Source organism: Curtobacterium sp. APC 4022 (assembly GCF_030407555.1).
GTDB lineage: Bacteria > Actinomycetota > Actinomycetes > Actinomycetales > Microbacteriaceae > Curtobacterium.
The window spans coordinates 1-23,654 of the sequence record NZ_JASDDD010000026.1 but is presented as its reverse complement, the minus strand read 5'-3'; the positions used below and the strand labels follow the sequence as shown (position 1 = coordinate 23,654).

Here is a 23,654-nt window from a genome sequence, read left to right as displayed (position 1 = left end):
CGTTCCGGGAAGCGCACTGTGGCAGCCGGTACCCGTCTTCCTCCGGGTGTGACAAAGAGGTGCGCAAGTGGAACGATGAGTGCACCATCGCGTCCGGATCAGGGATGCCATGGTCGTCCGGCGGGGGAGCCCACGGGACTCACCGACCCGTGGGCCCCGTCGGATGTTCCCTGGTCGTTCGCGCGGTTGCGTGCCCGCTTGCCCGCTTGCCCGCTTGGCCGCTTGCTCAGGCGGCGCGGACCGACGGGGCGATCTCCTCGGCGATGATCCGCAGGATCCGCTCGTGGGAGGCGCCGTCCCCGTTGGCGGGCAGGGTCACGACGAGTTCGTCGGTCGCCGCCACTGCCGGGTCGGCACGCAGGGCGTCGATGATGGCGGCCGGCTCGCCCGAGAGCACCTTGCTGAAGCGGAACGGCGGGCCCGAGAGCGGTCGGCCCTCGTCGTCCATGCCGGCTGCGTACCCGGTGAGGAACTCCTCGTGCACGGCGCGGTCGTGGTCGTCGAGCAGCGGGACGATGATGCGGCCGACGGCGACCTTCGCCTGCCGGTCCGGGTGCAGGTCGGCGAACCGTTCGCGGTAGGCCCCGATCTGTGCGGCCTGCGCCACCGCGAAGGGCTCGCCGGTGTCCTCGGTGTTCAGGGTCGAGCAGTGCAGCAACAGGCCCTTCTCCGCCGTTCGGACCGCGGTGCCCATGCTGCCGCCACCCCACCAGACACGGTCGAGCAGACCGGGGCTCCGGGGCTGCAGGGTGAGTTCGGCGCCGGCGGGGATGCTCTCGTAACCCTTGCCCGCCGAGCCGAGGGCGTCGCCGTGCAGGACCTCGAGCAGTCGGGAGGCGCGGGCTTCGGCCTCGTCGCGGAAGGACCGCTCGGAGGCGCCGAACACCGGGTCGAGGATCGGGCCGTAGCCGGCGATGCCGGTGCTGATGCCGAGCTGCACGCGCCCACCACTGAGCAGGTCGACGGTGCTGGCGTCTTCGGCCAGGCGCACCGGGTCCTCGTAGCGCATGCCGAGCACGGCGGTGCCGAAGCCGATCGTGCTGGTCCGCTGGGCGGCGGCGGCGAAGAACGTCATCGGGCTCGTGAGGAACGGCTCGAAGTGCCGGCCGCGGACCCAGCCGGTGCCGTAGCCCAGGGTCTCCGCGGTCTGGAAGAGCCGGAGTCCGTCCTCCAGGGCGCTCGCGGCACCGTCGGTACCGCCGTGGTTCGGGACGAAGGAGAGGAAGCCGAGTTCGCGCACGGGGCGAGTCTATGCGGCCGTATGGATCTGTGGAAGGTGCGGGGTCTGTCCACGGATGTCGAGCCTCCCGTCCGTCGGCCACGGCCGGGCTGGGAGGATGGGCACATGACCGACGCCACCACTGCTGCCCCGCTCGTCGCCGCGATGCCGGCGGCCCCCGGCGGTGTGGTCGACCCCGACGCCGTCTACCAGGCCTTCGCCGACTGGGCGGAGTCCGGCGGACGGCCGCTGTACCCGGCGCAGGACGAAGCCCTCATCGAGCTGGTGTCCGGCGCCAACGTCGTCCTGAGCACCCCGACCGGCACCGGCAAGTCGCTCGTCGCGGCCGGCGCCCACTTCGCCGCACTCGCGGAGGGCAAGCGCAGCTACTACACCGCGCCGATCAAGGCCCTGGTCTCCGAGAAGTTCTTCCAGCTCGTCGACCTGTTCGGCGCCCAGAACGTCGGCATGGTCACGGGCGACTCGGCAGTGAACGCCGACGCCCCGATCGTCTGCTGCACCGCCGAGATCCTCGCGAACCTGGCGCTGCGCCAAGGACCCGACGCCGACGTCGACGTCGTGGTGATGGACGAGTTCCACTTCTACGGCGACGCCGACCGCGGTTGGGCCTGGCAGGTGCCGCTGCTCGTGCTCGAACGGGCACAGTTCCTGCTCATGTCCGCCACCCTCGGCGACGTCACGACCATCGCGGACGACCTCTCCCGTCGGACCGGACGCCCGACCGCACGGGTCACCGGCGTCTCCCGCCCCGTGCCGCTCGAGTACGAGTACGTGATGACCCCGGTGCAGGAGACCGTCGAACGGCTGCTGGAGGAGGGCAAGGCGCCGGTCTACATCGTGCACTTCGCCCAGGCCGCCGCCCTCGAACGCGCCCAGGCGCTCATGTCGGCCAAGGTCGCCTCCCGCGAACGCCGCGACCAGATCGCCGAGGCCATCGCCGGCTTCCGCTTCAGCGCCGGGTTCGGACAGACCCTGTCGCGCCTGATCCGCGCGGGCATCGGCGTCCACCACGCCGGCATGCTGCCGAAGTACCGACGGCTGGTCGAACAACTCGCCCAGCGCGGCCTGCTGCCGGTCATCTGCGGCACCGACACCCTGGGCGTCGGGATCAACGTGCCGATCCGCGCCGTGCTGTTCACCGGCCTGACGAAGTTCGACGGCACCAAGATGCGCCAGCTCTCCGCTCGCGAGTTCCACCAGATCGCCGGCCGTGCCGGACGGGCCGGGTACGACACCGAGGGCGACGTCGTCGCCGAAGCGCCCGAGCACGACATCGAGAACGCCCGCGCCGTCGCCAAGGCCGGGGACGACCCGAAGAAGAAGAACAAGATCAAGCGGAAGAAGGCACCCGAGGGCTTCGTGTCCTGGGGGCAGGCGTCCTTCGAACGGCTGATCGGCGCCGAGCCCGAGCCGATGGCGTCCCGGATGCGGATCACCCACGCGATGGTGCTGTCCGTCGTCGCCCGCGGTGGGGACGCCTTCGAGGACGTCCGCTCGCTCGTCTACGACAACCACGAACCCCGCGCCCGACAGCTCGCGATGGCACGCCGAGCCCTGACCATCGCCCGGACCCTCGTCAACGCCCGGGTGATCGAGAAGGTCGACGGCACCTACCGGCTCACCGTCGACCTACAGGCGAACTTCGCGCTCAACCAGCCGCTGTCGCCGTTCGCGCTCGCCGCCTTCGAACTGCTCGACCCCGAGTCGCCGACCTTCGCCCTCGACATGGTGTCCATCGTCGAGGCCACCCTCGACGACCCGCGGGCGATCCTGTCGCAGCAGCAGTTCAAGGAACGTGGCGAGGCGGTCGCCCGGATGAAGCAGGAGGGCATCGAGTACGACGAGCGGATGGAGCTCCTCGAAGCGGTCACCTGGCCGAAGCCGCTCGACGAACTGCTCACCGCCGCGTACGAGAGCTACGCCGACGAACAGCCCTGGGTGCTCGACTTCTCGCTGTCCCCGAAGTCCGTCGTCCGCGACATGTACGAGCGGGCGATGACCTTCGGCGACTACGTGCGCTTCTACCAGCTCACCCGCTCCGAAGGGCTGGTCCTGCGGTACCTGTCGGACGCGTACCGCACCATGCGGCAGACCATCGCGGACGAGCACCGCACCCAGGAGCTCGACGACATCATCGAGTGGCTCGGCGAACTCGTGCGCCAGGTCGACTCCTCGCTCGTCGACGAGTGGGAGGCGCTGATGAACGGGGACATCGCGCTCGCCGAGGCGGAACACGAGGAGATCGCGCCGCCGCAGCCCGCCCGACTCACCGGCAACGTCCGCGCCTTCCGCGTCCTGGTCCGCAACGCCCTGTTCCAGCGCGTGCTGCTGGCCGCGCGGGACGACATCGAGGGCCTCGGCGAACTCGACGCCACCGCCGGCTTCGACCAGCACGCCTGGGACGCCGTGCTCGAGGAGTACTACGACGAGCACGACACGATCGGCATCGACGCCGAGGCCCGGTCGATGCAGTACCTCGTGCTCTCCGAGCAGGGGCGGACCTGGCGTGCGCGACAGATCTTCGCCGACCCGGCGGGTGACAAGGACTTCGGGTTCTCGGCGACCATCGACCTCGACGCTTCGGACGACACGGGGGAGGCGGTGGTCCGTGTCACCGAGATCGGCCGTTTCGACGGGTGGGCCGAGGTCGACGTCGACTGAGTGCGCGTGGTCCGGCCCGCTCTGCTCCGGGGAACGCACGGCTCGCCTGGCCGGAACACGTGGGCAGCCGACCGGGTACGGTCAGCCGCAGCCCACGGAAGGAACCCCCATGCGAATCGGCTCCAGCATCGCCTTGATCGTGATCGGCGCCATCGTCGCGTTCGCGGTCGACTACCAGGTCGCCGGCATCGACCTGCGCCTCATCGGCTACATCCTGATGGCCGCCGGCGTCGTCCTGCTCATCATCAGCCTGGCGGTCGGCTTCGGCGGACGCCGGACCACCACCACGACGCGCTCCGGCGTCGACCCGGCCTCGGGCGAACAGATCACCCAGCAGGACCGCCGCGACGGCACCTACTGAAGCCAGATGACAGACAGCGAGGGCGGGACCGATCGGTCCCGCCCTCGCTGTCTGTCATCTGGCTTCTGGCGACCGTCTTGCGGTCTAGAAGAGCGTCGCGGGCGGGGCGACCTCGGGGATCGCCGCCGGCTCCGGAACGTCGACGCCCGGCCAGCCCGGGCCCGTCGGGACCTCGGTGCGGTTCTGGTACGCCGTCGCCGCACCACGGGCACGGACGTCAGCGGCTTCGTTCATCTCGTGGCCCATGTGCCCACGGACCCACTCGAACGTCACCTTGCGGCCCTGCAGTTCGGCGTCGAGCTCCTGGATGATCTCCACGTTGAGGACCGGCTTGCCGTCGGCTTTCCGCCACCCCTTGCGCTTCCACCCGGCGAGCCACTCGGTGCAGGCCTTGATGGCGTACTGGCTGTCGCAGAGGATGTGCAGCGGCTCGCCGGAGTCCTTCGTGGCCTTGAGCAGCTGCAGGACGGCGGTCAGCTCGCCCTGGTTGTTGGTGCCGCGGGGCCAGCCGCCGGCAGCCCAGCGGTCGTCGTCCACGTACCAGGCCCAGCCGGCAGGGCCGGGGTTGCCGAGGGCTGAGCCGTCAGCGGCGGCGACGATCGTCACGGTGGGACCTCCTGGTGGTGGCGAGTGCCCGACGAGCGTAACGGACCTGCGGGGTGCGGCGTGCCTCCCGGCTGTCGTCAGCGCCCGGCCGTCCGGCGGAGTGCGGCGACCAGCCCGTGGTCAGCGTCGGGCTGCGTCATCGAGCGCCTGGACCAGGGCTGCGCCATCGGCGACGTCGTAGAACGCCATGGGGCGTGGACCGAAGAACCCGTCCAGGCCGGTGTTGGCGTAGATGTGCTGGAGGTTGGGTCCGCCGAACCCGCCGCCGCCGAAGACTCCGCGTCCGGAGCTGTCGCCCCACTCGACCGAGCAGTGGGTCCGATCGCGTGTCCAGGCGATGTTCCGGTCGGTCCGGGTGACGTCGGTCTCGCGGCTGCTGCGTCCGTTCGTGATGAACGCCCGCCGGTCGGTCACGGCGAAGGCCTCCGTCCGCTTCCGGTGGCGCTTCACGAAGAACCGGCCGATGATCAGCTGCAGCCCGATGAGGGCGAAGACGCTGCCGAAGAGGGCGAAGAACCACGGCGCTCCGGTGGTCAGGACGCCGACCTCCCAGGAGATCGCGAAGCCGCCCCACAGGAGGCTGAAGGGCACGAGGAAGCCGTCTCGTCCGGTGAAGAGCCGCGCAGGGTCGCTCTGCCCCACCCACAGCAGGCGCTCCCCGGGTCGGAGCTGCTCGGTGGCCAGGGCGCGAGGATCCATCACGCTTCGACGGTACCGGTGTGACCGGGGTCCGGTTGTGCCCCGATCGGCCCGGCGGCCTGGGAGTCCGGGGCGCGCTGCCGCCTAGCGTTCGGGGAAACGGGAGGAACCACCATGAGCAACGACATCGCAGGCCCCGAGCACTCCGACGACCGGGACCGCTCCGACGCCCTGGCCTCGGCAGCGCACAGCGACGACGTCGACGGGGTGAGCGGCAGCGAGCAGCGGGCCGCCGACACGTCGTACAGCCCCTCGAGCGAGCGGGAGATGGACGCGTCGCAGACGGAGCAGCGCGACGACGACGACCTGCGCGCGGACGGCATCGACCCCTCCCGCATCGTCGCGGCACCGGGGACCGGTGGCGCGGACGACGCCGGTGACGTCGAGCCCGAGCCGGGCGACCTGCACCTGCCGTGGCAGTCCGAGGAGGACCGCCAGGGCTGAGCGCCGGGCCGCCCGAGCGGCGCCGGGCCGCCCGAGCGGCGCCGGGCCGCCCGAGCGGCGCTGGGCTTTCTCGAAACACCGGTGTTCGTCGGAGACACCGCGCGACTGCGCGGCGCGACTGACGAACACCGGTGTTTTGCGGTCAGGCGACGGCGTCGGGGTGGGAGCCCGTGCGCTGGCCGGACTCCAGGGCCGCGATCGCAGCCAGCTCGTCGTCCGTCAGCACGAAGCCGTCGACATCGAGGTTCGCGCGGATGCGCGACGGCGTCACCGACTTCGGCAGCACGACGACCCTCTGCTGCACGTTCCACCGCACGAGCACCTGGGCGACGCTGACGTCGTGGGCAGCAGCGATGCCGACGAGCACCGGGTCGTCGATGAGCCGTCCGCGACCGAGGGGCGACCACGCCGCGGTGACGATGTCGTGCTGCTCGTGGAACGCCATCAGCTCGCGCTGCGGCAACCACGGGTGCCGCTCGACCTGGTTGACCGCCGGGACCTCACCGGTCTCGTCGATGATCCGTTCGAGGTGCGGCACCTGGAAGTTCGAGACGCCGACACTGCGGGCCCGCCCGGAGGCGCGGAGTTCGACGAGCGTCCGCCAGGTCTCGACGTAGCGGTCGTTCGCCGCCGCCGGCCAGTGGATCAGGTACAGGTCGACCGCGTCGAGCCCCAGCCGCTCGAGACTGGCGTCGAACGCCCGGAGCGTGGCGTCGCGGCCCTGGTGGTCGTTCCACACCTTCGTGGTCACGAACACGTCGTCACGTTCGAGCGCGGAGGCCCGGAGCGCCTGCCCGACGCCCCGTTCGTTGCCGTACATCTCGGCCGTGTCCACGTGGCGGTACCCGGCGTCCAGCGCCAGCCCGACGGCCGTCGCTGCCTCGGCGTCGTCGACCTTGTAGACGCCGAAGCCGATGGTGGGGATGCTCCGGCCGTCGCGGAGGGGGATCGAGGTGACCATGCACCCATCCTGCCCGGCGTGACGGGGGTGGGGCGGGCCTCCAGTCCGACCTGTGGAGAACGCAGGCCGGACGGATCAGGTGGGGAGGTGGACCGGCTCGGTGTCGGGCAGTGGACTGGCGTCGCGTCCGCGCAGGTCGGGCAGCCAGCGGCGCATGACCAGGGGGAACACCACGCCGGCCGCGGCCATGACGGCGCCGACCATCAGGCCGCCGCTCGGACCGTTGCTGTCGATGAGGAAGCCCGCGACCGCGGAGCCGCCGGCGGCACCGATGAGCTGGCCGGTTCCCATCCAGCCGTACGCCTCGGCCGTGTCGGAGAACTTGACGGTGGCGGAGACCGAGCCGAACATCACCGTCAGGGCGGGGGCGATGCCGGCACCCGCGATGACGAGGGAGATGCAGAGCCACCAGAGCGTCGGGTTGCCGACCGCGAGCACGAGTCCGACGAACACGATCGTCATGCGCAGCCAGAGGGCGTTCTGCGAGATCGGACGGTGGCCGAGCGCCAACCCGCCCGCGAGTGACCCGACCGCGAACACGGCGAGGACGATGCCGGCGTTCGGGCTGCCCTCGCCGAAGACGCTGGTGACGCTGGCCTCCACCGCGGAGCACGCGCCGATGAGCAGCAGGCCCGTGACGGTGGCGACGACGACCGACGGCCGCTTCATGACGACACCGAAGGCGCGCTTCGAGCGGGGGATGCGGACGCGGCCGAGCTCGGGGGAGGCGATGAACCACGTGCAGCCGATGAGCAGGAACACCATTGCGACGACGATCGCCTCGACCGTGCCGATCTGCGTCGCCACGAACGTGGTGATGACCGGACCGGCGACCCAGATCAGCTCTTGCGCACTGGCGTCGAGGGAGAACAGCGGGGTGAGCTGCGAGGACGTGACCATCTTCGGGTAGATGGTGCGGACCGCGGGCTGTACCGGCGGGACCGCCAGGCCGCCGACGAAGCCGATCACGACGTACGCCCAGAGCGGCATCACGAAGAAGGCGATGACGCCCATGGTCAGGAACGCCACGATGCTCGTCAGGATCAGCACGGGGCGCATGCCCCAGCGGCCCATCCACCGGCTGGTCAGCGGACCGGCGAGGGCCTGGCCGATGCTCGTCGTCGCGAGGACGAGGCCGGCGGCGCCGTACGAGTCGAAGATGTGCTCGACGTGCAGCAGGTACGCCAGCGACAGCATGCCGAACGGGAAACGCGCGGTGAGTTGCGCGGCGATGACCCGGCCGACCCCGGGAGTCTTCAGCAGGGACCCGTACGCGCTCACGTGACGAGTGTACGGACCGGACGGACCGCGTTGCGGCGGGTGTGGAGAGCGCTCTCCTCCGACCCGGAGAGCGGTGGCCCCCGAGGCGGAGAGTGGTGGCCCCCGAGCGGGGGAGCGGCTGTCGACGGGGTGTCGGACCGCTGTCCGCTGGACGTTCTCAGACACGCCGGGCGTGCAGTTTCCACATCCGTGGACAGGTCCCCCCAACAGGGTGTGGGAAGTGTCGGTGGGCGGTGGCAGAGTGGCGGAAAACCGGGCCTCGCGGGAATCCACAGACTGTGGATGACGTTGTGGAAACTACAGGGGTGTAACACTTCCTCTAGTGGTCCACCCGTCCATCGGGCACTACATGTAGTAGCGTCATCGACAACACAGCACCAGAACGACGGGCCTCCAACCGGGCCCAGAACCAGGGGAGATCATGGCCGTCACCGTGTACACCAAGCCGTCTTGCGTCCAGTGCACTGCGACGTACCGCGCCCTCGACAACAAGGGCATCGAGTACGAAGTGCACGACGTCTCCACGGATGAAGCAGCGCTCGAGCACGTCAAGAGCCTGGGCTACATGCAGGCCCCCGTCGTCGTGACCGACGACGACCACTGGTCGGGCTTCCGCCCCGACAAGATCGCCACCCTCAGCGCCGAACTGGCCTGACGCCTCGCGGGCCCTCCGGCCCGCGTCGCCCGGCGGCGGAAGGACAGCCTGGAGGCTCGTCCCGCCCCCGCCACACCCCTCCGGTCCGCAGTCCGCACCTCGTCAGGGAGCGCACCATGAGCCGCCTCGTCTACTTCTCGAGTGTCTCGGGCAACACCGCCCGGTTCGTGGAGAAGCTCGGCCAGGACGCCGACCGGATCCCGCTGCACGCGAGTGAGGAACCCCTCCGTGTGGACGAGCCCTACGTCCTGGTCCTCCCCACCTACGGTGGCGGCAACGGACACGGAGCGGTCCCCAAGCAGGTCATCAAGTTCCTCAACGACGAACACAACCGGGCTCTGATCCGGGGCGTCGTCGTCGGTGGGAACACCAACTTCGGTGAGGCGTTCGGCCTCGCCGGGGACATCGTCGCGCGCAAGTGCGGAGTCCCCGTTCTCTACCGCTTCGAAGTCTTCGGGACCCCCGACGACGTGGTGGCGGTCAACTCAGGATTGGAAGCATTTTGGACGCAGCAGTTGCAGACGTCGATCTGACGTCGCCGCAGACGGGGATGGACTACCACTCCCTCAACGCGATGCTCAACCTCTACGACGCGGACGGGAACATCCAGTTCGACAAGGATCGTGAGGCGGCCAAGCAGTTCTTCCTGCAGCACGTCAACCAGAACACCGTCTTCTTCCACAACCTGAAGGAGCGGCTGGACTACCTGGTCGAGAACGAGTACTACGAGCAGGCGACCATCGACCAGTACTCGATGGACTTCATCCAGCGGCTCAACGACCTGGCGTACTCGAAGAAGTTCCGGTTCCAGACGTTCCTTGGTGCGTTCAAGTACTACACGAGCTACACGCTCAAGACGTTCGACGGCAAGCGCTACCTCGAGCGCTTCGAGGACCGCGTCGTGATGACGGCCCTCGGCCTGGCGCAGGGTAACGAGCAGCTCGCGATCGACCTCGTCGAGGAGATCATCGCCGGCCGCTTCCAGCCCGCGACCCCGACGTTCCTCAACACCGCGAAGGCCCAGCGCGGCGAACTCGTCTCCTGCTTCCTCCTCCGCATCGAGGACAACATGGAGTCGATCTCGCGCGGGATCAACTCCTCGCTGCAGCTCTCGAAGCGCGGCGGCGGCGTGGCCCTGCTGCTCTCCAACATCCGCGAGGCCGGCGCCCCGATCAAGCAGATCGAGAACCAGTCCTCGGGCATCATCCCCGTGATGAAGCTGCTGGAAGACTCCTTCTCCTACGCGAACCAGCTCGGTGCGCGTCAGGGTGCCGGCGCGGTCTACCTCAGCGCCCACCACCCGGACATCATGAAGTTCCTCGACACCAAGCGCGAGAACGCCGACGAGAAGATCCGCATCAAGACGCTGTCGCTCGGTGTCGTCGTGCCGGACATCACGTTCGAGCTCGCGAAGAACAACGAGGACATGTACCTGTTCTCGCCGTACGACGTCGAGAAGGTCTACGGCGTCCCGTTCGGCGACGTCCCGATCTCCGAGAACTACCGCGCGATGGTCGACGACTCGCGCATCAAGAAGACGAAGATCAAGGCGCGCGAGTTCTTCCAGACCATCGCGGAGATCCAGTTCGAGTCGGGCTACCCGTACATCGTGTTCGAGGACACGGTGAACAAGGCCAACCCGATCAAGGGCCGGATCAACATGTCGAACCTGTGCTCCGAGATCCTGCAGGTCAACACCCCGACCACCTTCAACGAGGACCTCTCGTACAAGGAGATCGGCAAGGACATCTCCTGCAACCTCGGCTCGCTGAACATCGCGCTGACGATGGACTCGCCGGACTTCGGCAAGACCATCGAGACCGCCATCCGCGGCCTGACCTCGGTCTCGCAGATGTCGCACATCACCTCGGTCCGCAGTGTCGAGGACGGCAACGACAAGTCGCACGCCATCGGCCTCGGCCAGATGAACCTGCACGGCTACCTGGCTCGTGAGCGCGTCTACTACGGCTCCGAAGAGGGCATCGACTTCACGAACATCTACTTCTACACGGTGCTGTTCCACGCCCTGCGCGCCTCGAACAACATCGCGATCGAGACCGGGGAGACCTTCGACGGCTTCCGCGACTCGAAGTACGCGTCGGGTGAGTTCTTCGACAAGTACACCGACCAGATGTGGACGCCGGCCACCGCCCGCGTCGCGTCGCTGTTCGACAACGCGAACATCACCATCCCGACGCAGGACGACTGGAAGGCGCTGAAGGCGTCCGTCCAGCAGCACGGCATCTACAACCAGAACCTGCAGGCCGTCCCGCCGACCGGTTCGATCTCGTACATCAACCACTCGACGTCGTCGATCCACCCGATCGCGTCGAAGATCGAGATCCGCAAGGAAGGCAAGCTCGGCCGCGTCTACTACCCGGCGCCGTTCATGACGAACGACAACCTGGACTACTACCAGGACGCGTACGAGATCGGTGCCGAGAAGATCATCGACACGTACGCCGCGGCGACGCAGCACGTGGACCAGGGCCTGTCCCTGACGCTGTTCTTCAAGGACACCGCCACCACGCGTGACATCAACAAGGCCCAGATCTACGCATGGCGCAAGGGCATCAAGACGATCTACTACATCCGTCTGCGCCAGCTCGCCCTCGAGGGCACCGAGGTCGAGGGCTGCGTCAGCTGCATGCTGTGACCTCCGGTCGCTGACGCGACCACCCCCGGCCTGGAGGCGCGGTGCCAGCCCGCACCGCGCCTCCCGGCTTTCGATTCGTCACCATCTCAATTCCGGAAGAAGCAATGACTCTCACCGACCCGGTCCACGCCACCGGCAAAGCCGTCCCGCTGATCCGTTCGGTCAGCGCGATCAACTGGAACCGCATCCAGGACGAGAAGGACGTCGAGGTCTGGAACCGCCTCGTCAACAACTTCTGGCTGCCCGAGAAGGTGCCGCTGTCGAACGACGTGCAGTCGTGGAACACCCTCACGCCCGAAGAGCAGCAGCTCACCATGCGCGTGTTCACGGGTCTGACGCTCCTGGACACCATCCAGGGCACCGTCGGCGCGATCAGCCTGATCCCCGACGCGATCACCCCGCACGAGGAGTCCGTCTACACGAACATCGCGTTCATGGAGTCGGTGCACGCCAAGAGCTACTCGTCGATCTTCTCGACCCTGGCGTCGACGCCCGAGATCGACGACGCCTTCCGCTGGTCCACCGAGAACGTGAACCTGCAGAAGAAGGCACAGATCGTCCTCGACTACTACACCGGCGACGACCCCCTGAAGCGCAAGGTCGCGTCGACCCTGCTCGAGTCGTTCCTGTTCTACTCCGGCTTCTACCTGCCGATGTACTGGTCCTCGCGCGCGAAGCTCACCAACACTGCTGACCTGATCCGCCTGATCATCCGCGACGAAGCCGTCCACGGGTACTACATCGGGTACAAGTTCCAGAAGGGTCTCGAGGGCGCCTCGGAGGAGCGCAAGCAGGAGATCAAGGACTACACGTTCAGCCTGCTGTTCGAGCTGTACGAGAACGAGATCCAGTACACGCAGGACCTCTACGACCAGGTCGGGCTGACCGAGGACGTCAAGAAGTTCCTGCACTACAACGCCAACAAGGCGCTGATGAACCTGGGCTACGAGCCGATGTTCCCCAAGGAGACGACGGACGTGAACCCGGCGATCCTGTCGGCGCTGTCGCCCAACGCGGACGAGAACCACGACTTCTTCTCGGGGTCGGGGTCGTCGTACGTCATCGGCAAGGCGGAGAGCACTGAGGACGAGGACTGGGACTTCTGAGCCTGGTCACTTGTGGGGACGCCCCGCTGGCTTCGGCCGGCGGGGCGTTCTGCTGTCGCGGTGCGTCAGATCGGCCTCGAACAGGATTCCCCGGCCTCCTTCGAAGGACACCCCGCGGAACCGCGCTCCGTGAGCGACGGGTCGGAATCCGTATCGCTCGTGCAACTTGATCGATCCGTCGTTACGGGCATTCGTGAAGAAGAACGCCTTCGTGTCGCGCTCTCCGATCCAGTTCAACCGTGCTTGCACCAAGAGCCCGCCCACGCCCTTGCGACGCCACTCCGGTGCAACGGTCACGCCCGTCAGGTAGTACCCGGCGGGCGCCAGGCCTTCAGACTCGTCGAAGTGGGTGGTCATCGCCCACGCCACAGTCTCGGGGCCGACAGTGGCGATCAGGACGAGTACCGACTCGTCAGCGATCCCCGCGCTGACGTGCTGCCTGAAGTGTGCCGATGTGGACCGTCCCGGTGAGCGGAGCTGAACGTCGAGCACCGCCTCCACGTCGTCACCGGTCGCCGCACGGACGAGGATCCGACCAAGCTCGCCATCCACGTGTCGAGTCTGACGCACTCCGAATGCGCTTCCTCGCGAACGTCCGGACCATGATCCGCTACCGGTCGACGCGGACGAGGTGGTGGTCATCGATTCGCCCCTGCGAGAATCTCCAGATGGCCCTCGACGACCTCGGCAACCAGACCTGCATCCCGGCACGGTCGAACAGCGGCAAGTCGACCCTCGCGGTAGCGAACGGCCGCGCCAGCGAATGATCATCACAATGAGCAACGGCAGTGTCAGCAGCATCTTGCAGGACACCTTCCGGCCGATGCCTGATCAGGTACGCCGCAGGCTGGGGTTGCTCGACAACGATGGGCAATTCGCGTGGCTGATCTGGTGGTGTCCGGACGACGCCGATTGGATGTTCAACCCGGAACCCGCTGAGGAGCAGTACGGCGGCTCGTACCTGCAGGCCGGCGGTACCGGGGAGAAGATGAGCGTTGAACTTCGCCGTCGTGAGGACGACGGCGAGTACCGGTTCTACATCGTCGGCCGCGACCACGACCTCGGGGAACCGCTCACTGAGACCATCGACGTGCAGGCTGCTCACGAGCCCCGGCACCCGGCGGAGCTGTTCACGGCCGACCAGGCGGCGCCGGTGTTCATGCACTACGTCGAACACCAGACGGTTCCCGACGGTTACACGCTCCGGCTCATCGCGAACATGTGAGTGGTGGTGGCATCGCCTCGGCGTGTCCGCGACCCTGTTCCGGACGGGAGGCGCGGTGTCAGCTGGTAGCGCGCCTCCAGTCCGACGAGATGTACCGGACTTGTGCGCTCCGGCGAGCGGTCATGCCTCCGGACGACACACGAGATGATCGATACGTGACGTCGCCGAGGTCTCTGGGCTCAGGATGGGGTGGCCGTCCGGATCGAGCCGTCATCGGACGTCGGCGCTCGACCAGAGGTCGCGTGCGACATCCCGACTCAGGCGGAGGACCGGTCGCAGGCTCAGGCTGAGCGCGACGAGCAGCGTGCCGGCCTGCGCGATGAGGAACGCTCCGAGCGCAACCGGAATGAAGGCAGTCGCCGTCCAAGCAAGGGCGAGCCCCATGAGCAGCGCCGCGAGGACTTGCACGATCACGAGGTCTCGAGGACGGCGCAGGACGGATGCTCCTGCCGCGGCGAAGGTCAGTGGGACGAGGGCCTGGAGCGCGATCGCGATGGGGAGCGACAGATGGAGGCTGGTCGCGGGGGAACGCGTCGCCACGAAGCCGACGATGGCGATGGCGACGAGCGCACGCGTGAGGTCGCGAGTGAGCATGCCACCGAGAGCCGCCACCGAACCCGCGAAGAGGATGAACCATGCGACCATCGGGACCGAAGCCGTGCCGATCGCATGGGTGTCGACGAATCCGAGCAAGTTGTCGATCGAGAGGAAGGCCGCGCCAGCGGTACTGAGGATCAACGCGGAGGCGGTCAGGGTGATGGCCGAGTGGGAGGATCGCGACGTGGTCATCCTCGGCCCCCGTCAACCGGGCGGACGGAGTCTCCGACCATTCGGTACGCAGCGCCGCACTGCTCCTTGAGCTGCGGTCCGATGACCGACAAGGCCGCGATCCATCGATCCTCGTCCGTGATCTGCGTCACCTTGCTCCGCCCGAGATCGTCGACCGCCGCGTGGACGGCGGCGGTGATGCCAGGGAAGAGCGCGCCGTACTGGTCGGCGGACGCGCTTCGCTGCTCCGGATGCCGGACGTACCGCTGGCTCTCGCTCGAGACGTACAGCATGCAGGTCGTCAGGTAGTCCTGCTCCGCCGTCAGGGGAACCGGCGACCCGAGATCGTTCGCCGTTCGAGGTGCCTCGCCAGGAGGCTTCACGGCCGAGACGGTTGCGGGAGTGCCGATCACGTACCAATTCGCTCCCCTGGTGACTGCCCGCTCTGGCCCGAACGTGCCGTCCCATTCCACGAGGGTCTGGGGCACTGACGCTGTGTGCGCGTAGACGCGGATGAACGTCGGTGCGTCACCATCGAGGCAGTCGAAGCCGCGCATGGTGTCCCAGAACGCGAGGTCGTCCAGCAGAGCATCTGCCCGCGTGCACGGCACCGTTGCGCGAAGCTCATCGGCCAAGTTCTCCATCGCCGACGCGTCGAGAGCCGGTCCTGGCAGGCGCGCAGGAGCTTGCGCCGGCGGCAGGCCACGGTCGTGCTCGTCGGAGCCCGTCGAGCACCCGGACAGGACGGCTGCGGCGACGCAGGTCGAGGCCAGGGCCTCGACGCTGCGTCGCCGCGATCGCTCTGGGATCACTGCCACTGCACTCCGGCCCAGCCGACGCCGGTGAGGCCCTTCATCTTCTTGGTGGCAGCCACATTCCCCCACGGGACGGACTTCGAGCGACCGGTTCCGCTCTGGGCTTGTGCAGGCGCAGCGATCAGGAGCGCTGCCGCGATCGCGGTGGTCATGGTCGCCGACACGACCGGAATCGTCTTCTTCATGGTCTTCCCCCTCGTCATCACCACTAGCGTGGCGTGAGCACCTAGAGTGCTACACGTCACTGAGGCGTACAACCTGGCAAGCGTGAGGGATACGTGACGGCTGCGCCGCCACGATCGCCCCTCATCAGAGAGAGGGACACGGTGCGGAATCCGCTGACAAGCTCCGGGGACTGGCGCGCGAGTGTTCGCACGGCTGAGAGCTGGCGCGCCGTTCGGGAGCCTCGCGGACCGTACGCCGCCGCATCGCTGCTCGAGTGGGGGAGCATCACGAAAGGTGTCGTCGGTACGACGGCCTGGCTCACACTCGAGGTCGATCGGTCGGTCGCGCACTACCTCCCGCAGGTGCCCGATACCGAGATGACCGTCGCCGACCTCGTCCATCACACTTCCGGCTTGCCGCGGATGCCGGTCACGATGGGCGGCAACCTGTTCGTCGACCCGTACCGGAGGGCCGTCGGCGTTCCCTTGGATCCGGCATCGGCGGTACCTGTCACACCTCGGGGCCAGTTCGTCTACTCGAATCTCGGGTACGCGCTCCTCGGTTCGGTCCTCGACGCAGCGCACGGCGACTGGTTCGCCGCCGCCCGCCACCATGTGCTCGAGCCGGCGGGGATCGTCTCCGCCACGCTCGTGCCCGCTCCGACAGAGCGCGTGATGCCGACGTTCTTCGGGCGCCCGATCAAGCCTTGGGTACTCGGTGAGTCCTCCTTTGCAGCGGCAGGCGGTATCTGGGCCACGTTCGACGACCTCTGTCGCTACGCCGACTGGGCCCTCGAGCCTGGTGCCGGACCATCCCGCACGGTGAGTTGGCAGCGCGAAGGGGGCTCGACCTGGATCAACGGAGAGGTCCGAGCGGCAGGAGCGGTCATCGTCGATGCGGCCGGCGTGACCGCCGTCGTCCACACGCTCGCGAAGGCTCCGTACGCAGCTGACCGGATCGCCACGGCGCTCGTCGAGCAGGAGGTGCGGCGGCCCCGTGACGACTGACGATCGCGATCGTCGCTGCTGCGTGTCCCCTCGTCGTCGAGGTCGCGATCCCCGGGGTCTCAGCATGGCGTTCCTTCGCGGGAGCGCGCCCCTGGGCATGTGTCCCTTGTAGGGTTCGTTCTGCTGGCGAGGAAGTAGAAAGACCCAGAACCCGCCGCCGACGATCGAGGGGACTTGCCCGCGGTGATCATCATGAAGACCAACGGTTCCGTCAGCAGCGTGCTCAACGACACGTTCCGCCCGCTCCTCGACCAGGTACGCCTCTGCCTCGGCTTGCTCGACAACGACGACCAGTTCGCGTGGCTCGTCTTCGCCGCGCCGATCGACGACCGGACCTGGCGCGCTGGTCCGCAGTCGGTCATCGATGAGTACGGCGGCTCGTACCTGCAGGCTGGCGGCACCGCGGAGAAGATGAGCGTCGAGCTCCGCCGCCTTGAGGACGACGGCGAGTACCGCTTCTACATCGTCGGCCGTGACCACGACCTCGGGGAACCGCTCACTGAGGCCATCGACGTGCAGGCGGCCCACGAACCGCGCCACCCGGAGGAACTCTTCACGGCCGACCAGGCAGCACCGGTGTTCATGCACCACGTCGAGCACCAGACGGTCCCCGACGACTACACGCTCCGGCTCATCGCCGACATGTGAGTGGTAGCGGCATCGCCGTCGCGTGTTCGCGACCGTGTGCCTGACTGGAGGCGCGGTGCCAGCTGGCACCGCGCCTCCCGGCCGACCAGACGGAGCAGTACCGTCAGCTCCGTCCCGACGGGTCGGGTCACTCGCCGGCGCTGCTCACACCGGCGGCGTCGTGCCCGCACCCTCGGTGTCGTCGGCGCCCGCCGGACCGGTACCAGCCTGGTCGAGGTTCTCGTGCGGGTCGCCCATGTCTCCGGTGGCCTTGCCGGTGGGGGACAGCCCGAAGTGCTTGCGGGCGGCGTTCGCCTCGGTGGCAGACAGAGCGTTTCCGACTCCGGGGGAGGGTGCTCCCTTGATCGCGCTCTTCGCGTACCCGACGTGCAGGTCCGTGCCGTCGAACGTGGCGTCCTCGACCGGGACGAGCGCGGTGTGACCCCCGAAGAGTCCTGTCGCGACGCTGACGAACGCAGCGCTGCCGTCCTCGGCGGGGAACACCTGCGCGACCTTGCCGACCGAGGCACCCTCGCGGTCTCGGACGGTCGCGTTCTCGACCTCGTGGATCATGCTCTTGGTGATCATGGGGGTAGTCAACGCCCTTCCGGTTGACACTTCGCGGCGAAGCGCTCGTCCGTCTTCGGACGGCCTCGATCGACGAGGCGATCGGACGCTCGAGTCAGGCTGGGGCGTCATTCTCCGTGTTGCAGCGGCGCACCGCGCGATGCGCCACCGGGATGGACAGAAGCGCGCCGCCGAGGAGCACCGCCGTGGCCACGAGGACCGAGACCGGATTGCGGAGCGGCGCGAGACCGATGCTCGCCAGGCTCCACAGCACGGTCAGGATTCCGGCAATGACCGTCGGGCGTAGTGCTGCTCGGTGCCCGATTCGCCAGGCTTCATCGCTGGACATCGTGACCCGCGTCCGGACGCCAGCGAGATCGTTCCGAGCCAGAGATCCGTTGGCAGCCCTCCAGGTCAGCCAGGTCACGAGGACGGCGCCGCCGATCACGAGTGCCAGCGCGAACACCATTGCTCCAACCACACAAACAACTTAACGTCACGGGATAGAAACGGCAATGTACTACCGATTGTCTGGCGTTGCGGAACGACGGAGTGACGCCGTCGACCGAGGCGGAGTACGTGAACCCACTCGTCCCGACAGTGCTCGCCGTTGCGCTGACGGCCGTCGCGCTGGTCGCGCTACTCCTGGATCTCGCGGCCGTCATCTCGTTGATTCGCTCTGCGCCGCCTTCCGGATGGCGTCTGCTGGCATGGGCGGTCGTCGTCCTGATCGTCCGTTCGTCGGACCTGCCATGTGGTTTCGCGTCCGACGGCGCGCTCGGCCGTCGAAGCCCACGCGGACTGGCGAGCGGACGTCTGCGGGATCGATCTCTGTGCTGACAGGGAGCTCGATCGGCTCGCCGGAGCTCCAGCGCGTCGTTGCCATCCAGAGTGTGGCTGCTCCCATCCAGCCGGTCAGGAGCGGGCTCGGGTACAGGCACCCGTGCGCCGTGGCTGCAGCGACGACGACGAGGATGCGGATCCACCTCTTCACGAAGAGCCGCTTGCACTGGCTCCTTCTGGCGTGCAACATCTGTACGGTGAAAGATCAGTTCCTGGCCAGGCGTCTTGATCGAAGAGTCCGTCGGGCAGGGCGCTCCTCGTCTGCCGCGCGCTGCAGAACGCTGCGGTGTTCAGTATCAACGTTCAACGGCCAGGCGCGCGCTCGGTCGTTCTGGAGAAGGGGTAGACGGTGGTCTTCGTCGAGATGGTTGCGGCGGTGGTGACAGTGGTCTTCGTCGTGCTGCCCGCATGGGGCGTCATCGGCCGGAACTCGTTCGTCGGTGTTCGTACGCGAGCGACGATGCACGATGCTGCAGCCTGGCGCCGAGGGCACCAGGCTGCTGTGCTGCTGGCCGGGGGGGCTGTGGAGCGTCGCCGCTGCGCAACGAGCAGTCCGGAAGGCACCTGATGCTTCACAGTGATGGCCTTGTCGTTCCTGGGTCAGTGGCAGCGGAGGTCCGCTGGAAGCCGATCCTGATCTTCTCGGTCCTGGCCTGGGGCTTCGGATGGCTCGTCAGCCTGCCGCTGTGGATCGATCCGAAGGGCTTGGCTTCGGTGCACGCGCTGTGGGTCCTGCCGACGATGATGTTCACACCCTGCGCTGCAGCAGCGATCGTCGTGCTGCTGCAGCAACGCGTTCCGGTGCGGCAGGCTGTCCGGCAGCTCGGAATCGTCCCGCTCCGACCGGTCGGAAAGCTCCTGCGCTTCTCATTGGGCGGCATCGTCCTGCTGCCACTCGTCGTCATCGCCGGCATCGCAGTCGCCGCGCTCCTGCATCTCGTCCGCCTCGACCTCGAGACGTTCAGCGGGTTTGCCGCGATGCTTCCCGAAGAAGCGCGGGACCTCCTGCCGATCGGAGTACTCGTCCTCGTGCAGGTCATCTCGATCCCGATCGCTGCGCCTCTGAACGGGGTGCTCGCATTCGGAGAGGAAGTCGGGTGGCGAGGTCTTCTGCTCCCTGCCCTACGACCTCTCGGCGACTGGCCGGCCGTTCTCATCACCGGCGTCGTGTGGGGCGTCTGGCACGCTCCGATCGTCTTGCTGGGCTACAACTTCGATCGTCCAGACCTGTGGGGGGTCTTCCTGATGATCGTCGGAGCCACCGCCGTCGGCACGTTCCTCGGCTGGCTCCGGATCTGGAGTGGTTCGGTCTGGCCCGCCGTGCTCGGGCACGGCGCGTTCAACGCAGCGGGCGGTCTGGTGCTGCTGTTCTCCTCTGCGAAGTACCCGCCGGACCTCGCCCTCGCGGGGCCGGTCGGCGTCGGGACCTGGATCGCCGCTGCAGTGTTCGCGACGATCGTCATCGTTTGCTCGCGTCGATCCACTCGCCGCTCCGACGGCGATCCGGTTCGCGGATGCGGTGAGGGGTGACACCAGTACCAACGCGACCCGTCGGTCGAACGGTAGCCGCGCCTCCAGGCCGGATCGAGAGCCAAGCATCCCGCGGACGCGACGAACAGGGCGGCTCTCCTGCTTCCGGAGGGGAGCCGCCCTGCAGTTGATGACGACTAACGCGCAGACGGGACGGCGGTGCCGACGAGCTCGTTGCGGACGATGTCCGCTCCGGCCGACAAGGCGCCGAGCTTGTCGAGCGCCGCACCCCGTGCCAGCGGAGCCATCCCGCAGTTGGAGCTGGGGATGAGTTTGTCGGCGTCGACGAACTCGAGCGCCCGACGCAGCACCTCAGCCACTTCCTCCGGCGTCTCGACGGTCTCGGTCGCGACGTCGATCGCGCCGAGCATCACCTTCTTCCCGCGGATGAGCTCGACGAGCTCGAGCGGCACGTGCGAGTGGATGCACTCGAGCGAGACGATGTCGATCGAGGACTGCTGCAGGAGCGGGAACGACTGCTCGTACTGGCGCCACTCGGCCCCGAGTGTCTCCTTCCACCTGTTGTTTGCCTCGATGCCGTACCCGTAACAGATGTGCACGGCGGTCTCGACGCGGAGGCCCTCGGCTGCGCGTTCGAGTGCGGCGACGCCCCAGTCCTGCACCTCGTCGTGGAAGACGGTGAAGGCGGGCTCGTCGAACTGAATGACGTCCACGCCGGCGTCCTGCAGTTCGCGTGCCTCCTGGTTGAGGATCGTGGCGAACTCCCACGCCAGCTTCTCGCGTGACTTGTAGTGCTGGTCGGAGAGCGTGTCGATCATGGTCATCGGGCCGGGGAGCGCCCACTTGATCGGCCGGTCGGTCTGCGCGCGCAGGAAGCGGGCGTCGTCCACGAACACGGGCGCCCGGCGGCTGACGGCACCGACGACGGTCGGGACGGCCGCGTCGTACCGGTCACGGATCCGGACGGTCTCCTTGCGGTCGAGGTCGACGCCGTCCAGGTGCTCGATGAACGTCGTGACGAAGTGCTGACGGGTCTGCTCGCCGTCGCTGACGATGTCGATGCCGCGGCGTTCCTGCTCGTGGACGGCGGAGCGGAGTGCGTCCTGCTTGCCCTCGGTCAGCGCTGCGCCCTCGAGCTCCCACGGGCTCCAGAGACGTTCGGGCTCGGCGAGCCAGGAGGGTTTCGGCAGGCTGCCGACGATCGAGGTGGGGAGGAGAGAGCTCATGGAAGTGTCGATCCAGTCGGTCAGCGGGCAGGGACGGAGTCGGCAGCGAACCGCGAGAGGAGTGCGCGGTGCGGCGTCACGAGGTGCTCCTCGGTCCACCGGCCCTGGGTGATCCCGAGGCGGCTGCGCTCCTCACGGTCGTAGGTGACCGGAGTGGGCGTGAAGTCGGTGTGGTCGAGAGTGGGGCGGTAGGTGCTCCCGGCCGGGGTGTTCGCGGCGTAGATCTCCGGGCGGTAGATCTTCTGGAACGTCTCCATGGTGGCGATCGTGCCGATGAGCTGGAGGTCCGTGTAGTCGCCGGTCAGGTCGCCGCGCGTGTAGAACGCGAGCGGGGCCGACGCTCCGGCGGGCTGGAAGTACCGGACCTGCATGCCCATCCGACCGAAGTAGTCGTCGGTGAGCGAGGAGTGCTCGTGCTCGTACTCGGCGCCGAGCACGGGGTGGACGTACCCGGTCCGGCGGTAGGTCTGGCTCGTCGAGACGCTGATGCAGACGACGGGCTCGGCACTGAAAGTCGAGTGGAACGCGGATGACTCCAGGAAGCGCTGGAAGAGCGCCCCGTGCAGCGCCCCGAAGTCAGACGGCAAGCCCGGCGATGACGGCAGCAGCACCGAGAAGTCGTAGTCGCGCAGGTACGACGAGAAGTTGTTGCCGAGGATGCCGTGGTGGCGCTCGCCGGTGTGCTGGTCGACGATCGTGACGTCGAGCATCTCGAGCAGCGGGAACTCGGCGTCTGATCCACCGTCGGAGAACGCGAGCGCGGCGGACACGATGTCGAGTTCCAGGCGGTAGCGGTCATGGACCCCGGCGAGGTCGTTCGCGCGCCCGTCGATCATCGCCAGCGCAGCACGGAGGTTCTGCTGACGGTGCTCGCCGCGCGCCAGGTTGGCGAAGTTCGTGGTCAGCCGGGAGCTGTCGGCGGGGGAGTAGTCCTCGTCGAACCGCGTCCGCGTGATGCTGAAGGTCAGGTCATTCGCCATCCCACGATCATGACGGGAGGCCCGGGTCATCAGGTAATACCGAGACGCTATGCACCGGTATAGCCTGCGCCTATGGCTCGGGTCTCGAACGACATCACCCTGCAGCAGCTCCGCTACTTCATCGAGGTCGCGACCGAGGGCTCGATCAGTGCAGCGGCCGATCTGCTCTACGTCTCGCAGCCGACCCTGTCCGCGGCGATGAAGGACCTGGAGACGCGGATCGGCCGCCCCCTGTTCACCCGCTCGGCCCGTGGGGTCGTGCTCACCGTCGACGGGGTCGAGTTCCTCGGGTACGCCCGGCAGGTCGTCGAACAGGTCTCGCTGCTCGAGCAGCGCTACGTCGGCGGCCAGCCGTCACGTCGGCTGCTCGGGGTCTCGGCGCAGCACTACTCGTTCGCCGTGGAGGCCTTCGTCCGCATGGTCGAGGCGGCGGCCGCGGACGAGTACGAGTTCTCGCTCCGCGAGGCCCGCACCTGGGACATCATCGAGGACGTCCGCACGCTGCGCAGCGAGGTCGGCATCCTCTACCGGAACGACTTCAACCGACAGGTCCTCGGCAAGCTGATGCGGGACGCCGGCGTCGTCTTCACCCCGCTGTTCGTCGCCCAGCCGCACATCTTCGTCGCCCGGCGCAACCCGCTCGCGTCACGGAAGCGCGCGACCCTCGCCGACCTGGCGGACCTGCCCCGGCTGACGTTCGACCAGGGTGCGAACAACTCCTTCTACCTGGCGGAGGAGATCCTGTCGACGATGTCGAGCAAGCGGGAGATCCGGGTCTCGGATCGGGCGACCATCTTCAACCTCATGATCGGCCTGGGTGGGTACACGATCTCCACCGGGCTCATCAGCGACGACCTGGACCCCGAGATCGTCGCCATCCCGCTCGACGTCGACGAATGCATCGAGATCGGGTGGATCGCCCACGCCTCGGTCCCGCTGACCGTGCAGGCGCAGACGTACCTGGACGAGCTACGCGCGGTGGTCACCAGCTACGGCGTCGAGCCGCTCGGGTAGGTGTCGGGAGCCGACGGAGGTGCGCTGACCGTTCCTGCCGGTGACCGGCCTGGAGGCGCGACACGCGTCCGTCACGTCGGCGCGCTCGCACGGGCACATGGTGGGAGAACGCGAGAACGCCGCCCTGGTGTGTGCCGGGGCGGCGTTCTCGTGGTGGTGGTGCGTCTGGTGACGCGCCGGGTGTTACTTGATCTGGGCGGTGATGGTGGCGGTGCCGACGAGCAGGCCGCCCTTGACGGCGTCGGTCTTGAAGGTG

The 23,654-nt window shown here is 67.9% G+C and carries 27 protein-coding genes; 14 read left to right on the top strand and 13 right to left on the bottom strand.

From position 1 onward, the window contains the following. Window positions 1-226: 226 nt before the first annotated feature. Window positions 227-1,240, bottom strand: a complete 1,014-nt coding sequence (locus QL987_RS09880; RefSeq protein ID WP_290157490.1) for an LLM class flavin-dependent oxidoreductase — start codon at window positions 1,238-1,240, stop codon at window positions 227-229. A 144-nt stretch (window positions 1,241-1,384) separates the two neighbouring features. On the opposite strand from QL987_RS09880, the gene QL987_RS09875 reads away from it, so the two are divergent. Beyond that, window positions 1,385-3,901: a DEAD/DEAH box helicase gene (locus QL987_RS09875; RefSeq protein ID WP_290157504.1), complete on the top strand. Its 2,517-nt coding sequence runs from the start codon at window positions 1,385-1,387 to the stop codon at window positions 3,899-3,901. 109 nt (window positions 3,902-4,010) lie between these two features. After that, entirely contained in the window at window positions 4,011-4,262 is a 252-nt protein-coding gene (locus tag QL987_RS09870; RefSeq protein ID WP_111076171.1) for a DUF6458 family protein, read from the top strand. A gap of 84 nt (window positions 4,263-4,346) precedes the next feature. Here the strand turns inward: QL987_RS09870 and QL987_RS09865 are convergent, their stop codons facing one another. After that, window positions 4,347-4,868: a ribonuclease H gene (locus tag QL987_RS09865; protein ID WP_111076172.1), complete on the bottom strand. Its 522-nt coding sequence runs from the start codon at window positions 4,866-4,868 to the stop codon at window positions 4,347-4,349. A gap of 120 nt (window positions 4,869-4,988) precedes the next feature. Beyond that, window positions 4,989-5,570, bottom strand: a complete 582-nt coding sequence (locus QL987_RS09860) for a hypothetical protein (protein ID WP_290157489.1) — start codon at window positions 5,568-5,570, stop codon at window positions 4,989-4,991. Between the two features lie 111 nt (window positions 5,571-5,681). On the opposite strand from QL987_RS09860, the gene QL987_RS09855 reads away from it, so the two are divergent. After that, window positions 5,682-6,011: a hypothetical protein gene (locus QL987_RS09855; RefSeq protein WP_111076175.1), complete on the top strand. Its 330-nt coding sequence runs from the start codon at window positions 5,682-5,684 to the stop codon at window positions 6,009-6,011. Between the two features lie 142 nt (window positions 6,012-6,153). Here the strand turns inward: QL987_RS09855 and QL987_RS09850 are convergent, their stop codons facing one another. Together QL987_RS09850 and QL987_RS09845 are read right to left on the bottom strand one after the other, a co-directional pair. Then, window positions 6,154-6,972 (bottom strand): aldo/keto reductase, encoded by an 819-nt coding sequence (locus tag QL987_RS09850; RefSeq protein WP_290157488.1) that lies wholly within the window; start codon window positions 6,970-6,972, stop codon window positions 6,154-6,156. A 75-nt stretch (window positions 6,973-7,047) separates the two neighbouring features. Further along, window positions 7,048-8,253 carry an MFS transporter gene (locus QL987_RS09845; protein WP_290157487.1) on the bottom strand — a complete coding sequence of 402 codons (1,206 nt, stop codon included), beginning with the start codon at window positions 8,251-8,253 and terminating at the stop codon, window positions 7,048-7,050. Window positions 8,254-8,674: 421 nt separating this feature from the next. Here QL987_RS09845 and nrdH point away from each other — a divergent pair, with 421 nt between their 5' ends. The 4 genes from nrdH to nrdF all read left to right on the top strand — a co-directional run bounded on the left by nrdH (window position 8,675) and on the right by nrdF (window position 12,670). After that, window positions 8,675-8,908 carry a glutaredoxin-like protein NrdH gene (nrdH, locus tag QL987_RS09840; RefSeq protein ID WP_017886897.1) on the top strand — a complete coding sequence of 78 codons (234 nt, stop codon included), beginning with the start codon at window positions 8,675-8,677 and terminating at the stop codon, window positions 8,906-8,908. Window positions 8,909-9,024: 116 nt separating this feature from the next. After that, complete coding sequence (gene nrdI / locus QL987_RS09835; protein WP_111076178.1) at window positions 9,025-9,441, top strand: class Ib ribonucleoside-diphosphate reductase assembly flavoprotein NrdI; 417 nt, start codon at window positions 9,025-9,027, stop codon at window positions 9,439-9,441. 17 nt (window positions 9,442-9,458) lie between these two features. Beyond that, complete coding sequence (gene nrdE / locus QL987_RS09830; protein WP_290157475.1) at window positions 9,459-11,564, top strand: class 1b ribonucleoside-diphosphate reductase subunit alpha; 2,106 nt, start codon at window positions 9,459-9,461, stop codon at window positions 11,562-11,564. A 104-nt stretch (window positions 11,565-11,668) separates the two neighbouring features. After that, window positions 11,669-12,670 (top strand): class 1b ribonucleoside-diphosphate reductase subunit beta, encoded by a 1,002-nt coding sequence (nrdF, locus tag QL987_RS09825; RefSeq protein WP_056119980.1) that lies wholly within the window; start codon window positions 11,669-11,671, stop codon window positions 12,668-12,670. Between the two features lie 6 nt (window positions 12,671-12,676). Here nrdF and QL987_RS09820 read toward each other — a convergent pair whose 3' ends face one another. Continuing rightward, window positions 12,677-13,222 carry a GNAT family N-acetyltransferase gene (locus tag QL987_RS09820; RefSeq protein ID WP_290157473.1) on the bottom strand — a complete coding sequence of 182 codons (546 nt, stop codon included), beginning with the start codon at window positions 13,220-13,222 and terminating at the stop codon, window positions 12,677-12,679. 223 nt (window positions 13,223-13,445) lie between these two features. Here QL987_RS09820 and QL987_RS09815 point away from each other — a divergent pair, with 223 nt between their 5' ends. Beyond that, window positions 13,446-13,895 carry a hypothetical protein gene (locus tag QL987_RS09815; protein WP_290157472.1) on the top strand — a complete coding sequence of 150 codons (450 nt, stop codon included), beginning with the start codon at window positions 13,446-13,448 and terminating at the stop codon, window positions 13,893-13,895. 210 nt (window positions 13,896-14,105) lie between these two features. On the opposite strand, the gene QL987_RS09810 is transcribed toward QL987_RS09815, so the two are convergent. The 3 genes from QL987_RS09810 to QL987_RS09800 all read right to left on the bottom strand — a co-directional run bounded on the left by QL987_RS09810 (window position 14,106) and on the right by QL987_RS09800 (window position 15,663). Then, window positions 14,106-14,684, bottom strand: a complete 579-nt coding sequence (locus QL987_RS09810) for a hypothetical protein (protein ID WP_111076182.1) — start codon at window positions 14,682-14,684, stop codon at window positions 14,106-14,108. After that, window positions 14,681-15,307 carry a hypothetical protein gene (locus QL987_RS09805; protein ID WP_111076183.1) on the bottom strand — a complete coding sequence of 209 codons (627 nt, stop codon included), beginning with the start codon at window positions 15,305-15,307 and terminating at the stop codon, window positions 14,681-14,683. The genes QL987_RS09810 and QL987_RS09805 overlap by 4 nt, the downstream gene beginning before the upstream one ends. 164 nt (window positions 15,308-15,471) lie before the next feature. Continuing rightward, window positions 15,472-15,663, bottom strand: coding sequence for a hypothetical protein (locus QL987_RS09800; RefSeq protein ID WP_253464684.1), 192 nt, complete (start codon window positions 15,661-15,663; stop codon window positions 15,472-15,474). 93 nt (window positions 15,664-15,756) lie between these two features. On the opposite strand from QL987_RS09800, the gene QL987_RS09795 reads away from it, so the two are divergent. Together QL987_RS09795 and QL987_RS09790 are read left to right on the top strand one after the other, a co-directional pair. After that, the gene (locus tag QL987_RS09795; RefSeq protein ID WP_356840918.1) at window positions 15,757-16,650 is read left to right on the top strand and encodes a serine hydrolase domain-containing protein; all 894 of its coding nucleotides are present in this window, start codon (window positions 15,757-15,759) and stop codon (window positions 16,648-16,650) included. Between the two features lie 174 nt (window positions 16,651-16,824). Continuing rightward, window positions 16,825-17,298 carry a hypothetical protein gene (locus QL987_RS09790; protein WP_290157467.1) on the top strand — a complete coding sequence of 158 codons (474 nt, stop codon included), beginning with the start codon at window positions 16,825-16,827 and terminating at the stop codon, window positions 17,296-17,298. A 144-nt stretch (window positions 17,299-17,442) separates the two neighbouring features. Here QL987_RS09790 and QL987_RS09785 read toward each other — a convergent pair whose 3' ends face one another. Both QL987_RS09785 and QL987_RS09780 read right to left on the bottom strand, forming a co-directional pair. After that, window positions 17,443-17,865 carry a PRC-barrel domain-containing protein gene (locus QL987_RS09785; RefSeq protein ID WP_221850954.1) on the bottom strand — a complete coding sequence of 141 codons (423 nt, stop codon included), beginning with the start codon at window positions 17,863-17,865 and terminating at the stop codon, window positions 17,443-17,445. Between the two features lie 94 nt (window positions 17,866-17,959). Next, window positions 17,960-18,313, bottom strand: coding sequence for an SdpI family protein (locus QL987_RS09780; protein WP_290157464.1), 354 nt, complete (start codon window positions 18,311-18,313; stop codon window positions 17,960-17,962). A gap of 110 nt (window positions 18,314-18,423) precedes the next feature. On the opposite strand from QL987_RS09780, the gene QL987_RS09775 reads away from it, so the two are divergent. The 3 genes from QL987_RS09775 (at window position 18,424) to QL987_RS09765 (ending at window position 20,217) form a co-directional block, all read left to right on the top strand. Next, window positions 18,424-18,684 carry a hypothetical protein gene (locus QL987_RS09775; RefSeq protein WP_290157462.1) on the top strand — a complete coding sequence of 87 codons (261 nt, stop codon included), beginning with the start codon at window positions 18,424-18,426 and terminating at the stop codon, window positions 18,682-18,684. 352 nt (window positions 18,685-19,036) lie between these two features. Continuing rightward, window positions 19,037-19,255, top strand: coding sequence for an SdpI family protein (locus tag QL987_RS09770; RefSeq protein WP_290157460.1), 219 nt, complete (start codon window positions 19,037-19,039; stop codon window positions 19,253-19,255). Between the two features lie 35 nt (window positions 19,256-19,290). After that, complete coding sequence (locus QL987_RS09765; RefSeq protein WP_290157459.1) at window positions 19,291-20,217, top strand: CPBP family intramembrane glutamic endopeptidase; 927 nt, start codon at window positions 19,291-19,293, stop codon at window positions 20,215-20,217. A gap of 137 nt (window positions 20,218-20,354) precedes the next feature. Here the strand turns inward: QL987_RS09765 and QL987_RS09760 are convergent, their stop codons facing one another. Both QL987_RS09760 and QL987_RS09755 read right to left on the bottom strand, forming a co-directional pair. Then, window positions 20,355-21,404, bottom strand: coding sequence for a methionine synthase (locus QL987_RS09760; RefSeq protein ID WP_290157458.1), 1,050 nt, complete (start codon window positions 21,402-21,404; stop codon window positions 20,355-20,357). Between the two features lie 20 nt (window positions 21,405-21,424). Next, complete coding sequence (locus tag QL987_RS09755) at window positions 21,425-22,384, bottom strand: putative oxygenase MesX (protein ID WP_290157457.1); 960 nt, start codon at window positions 22,382-22,384, stop codon at window positions 21,425-21,427. 72 nt (window positions 22,385-22,456) lie between these two features. On the opposite strand from QL987_RS09755, the gene QL987_RS09750 reads away from it, so the two are divergent. Next, window positions 22,457-23,398: a LysR family transcriptional regulator gene (locus QL987_RS09750; RefSeq protein WP_290157456.1), complete on the top strand. Its 942-nt coding sequence runs from the start codon at window positions 22,457-22,459 to the stop codon at window positions 23,396-23,398. Window positions 23,399-23,654 lie beyond the last annotated feature (256 nt).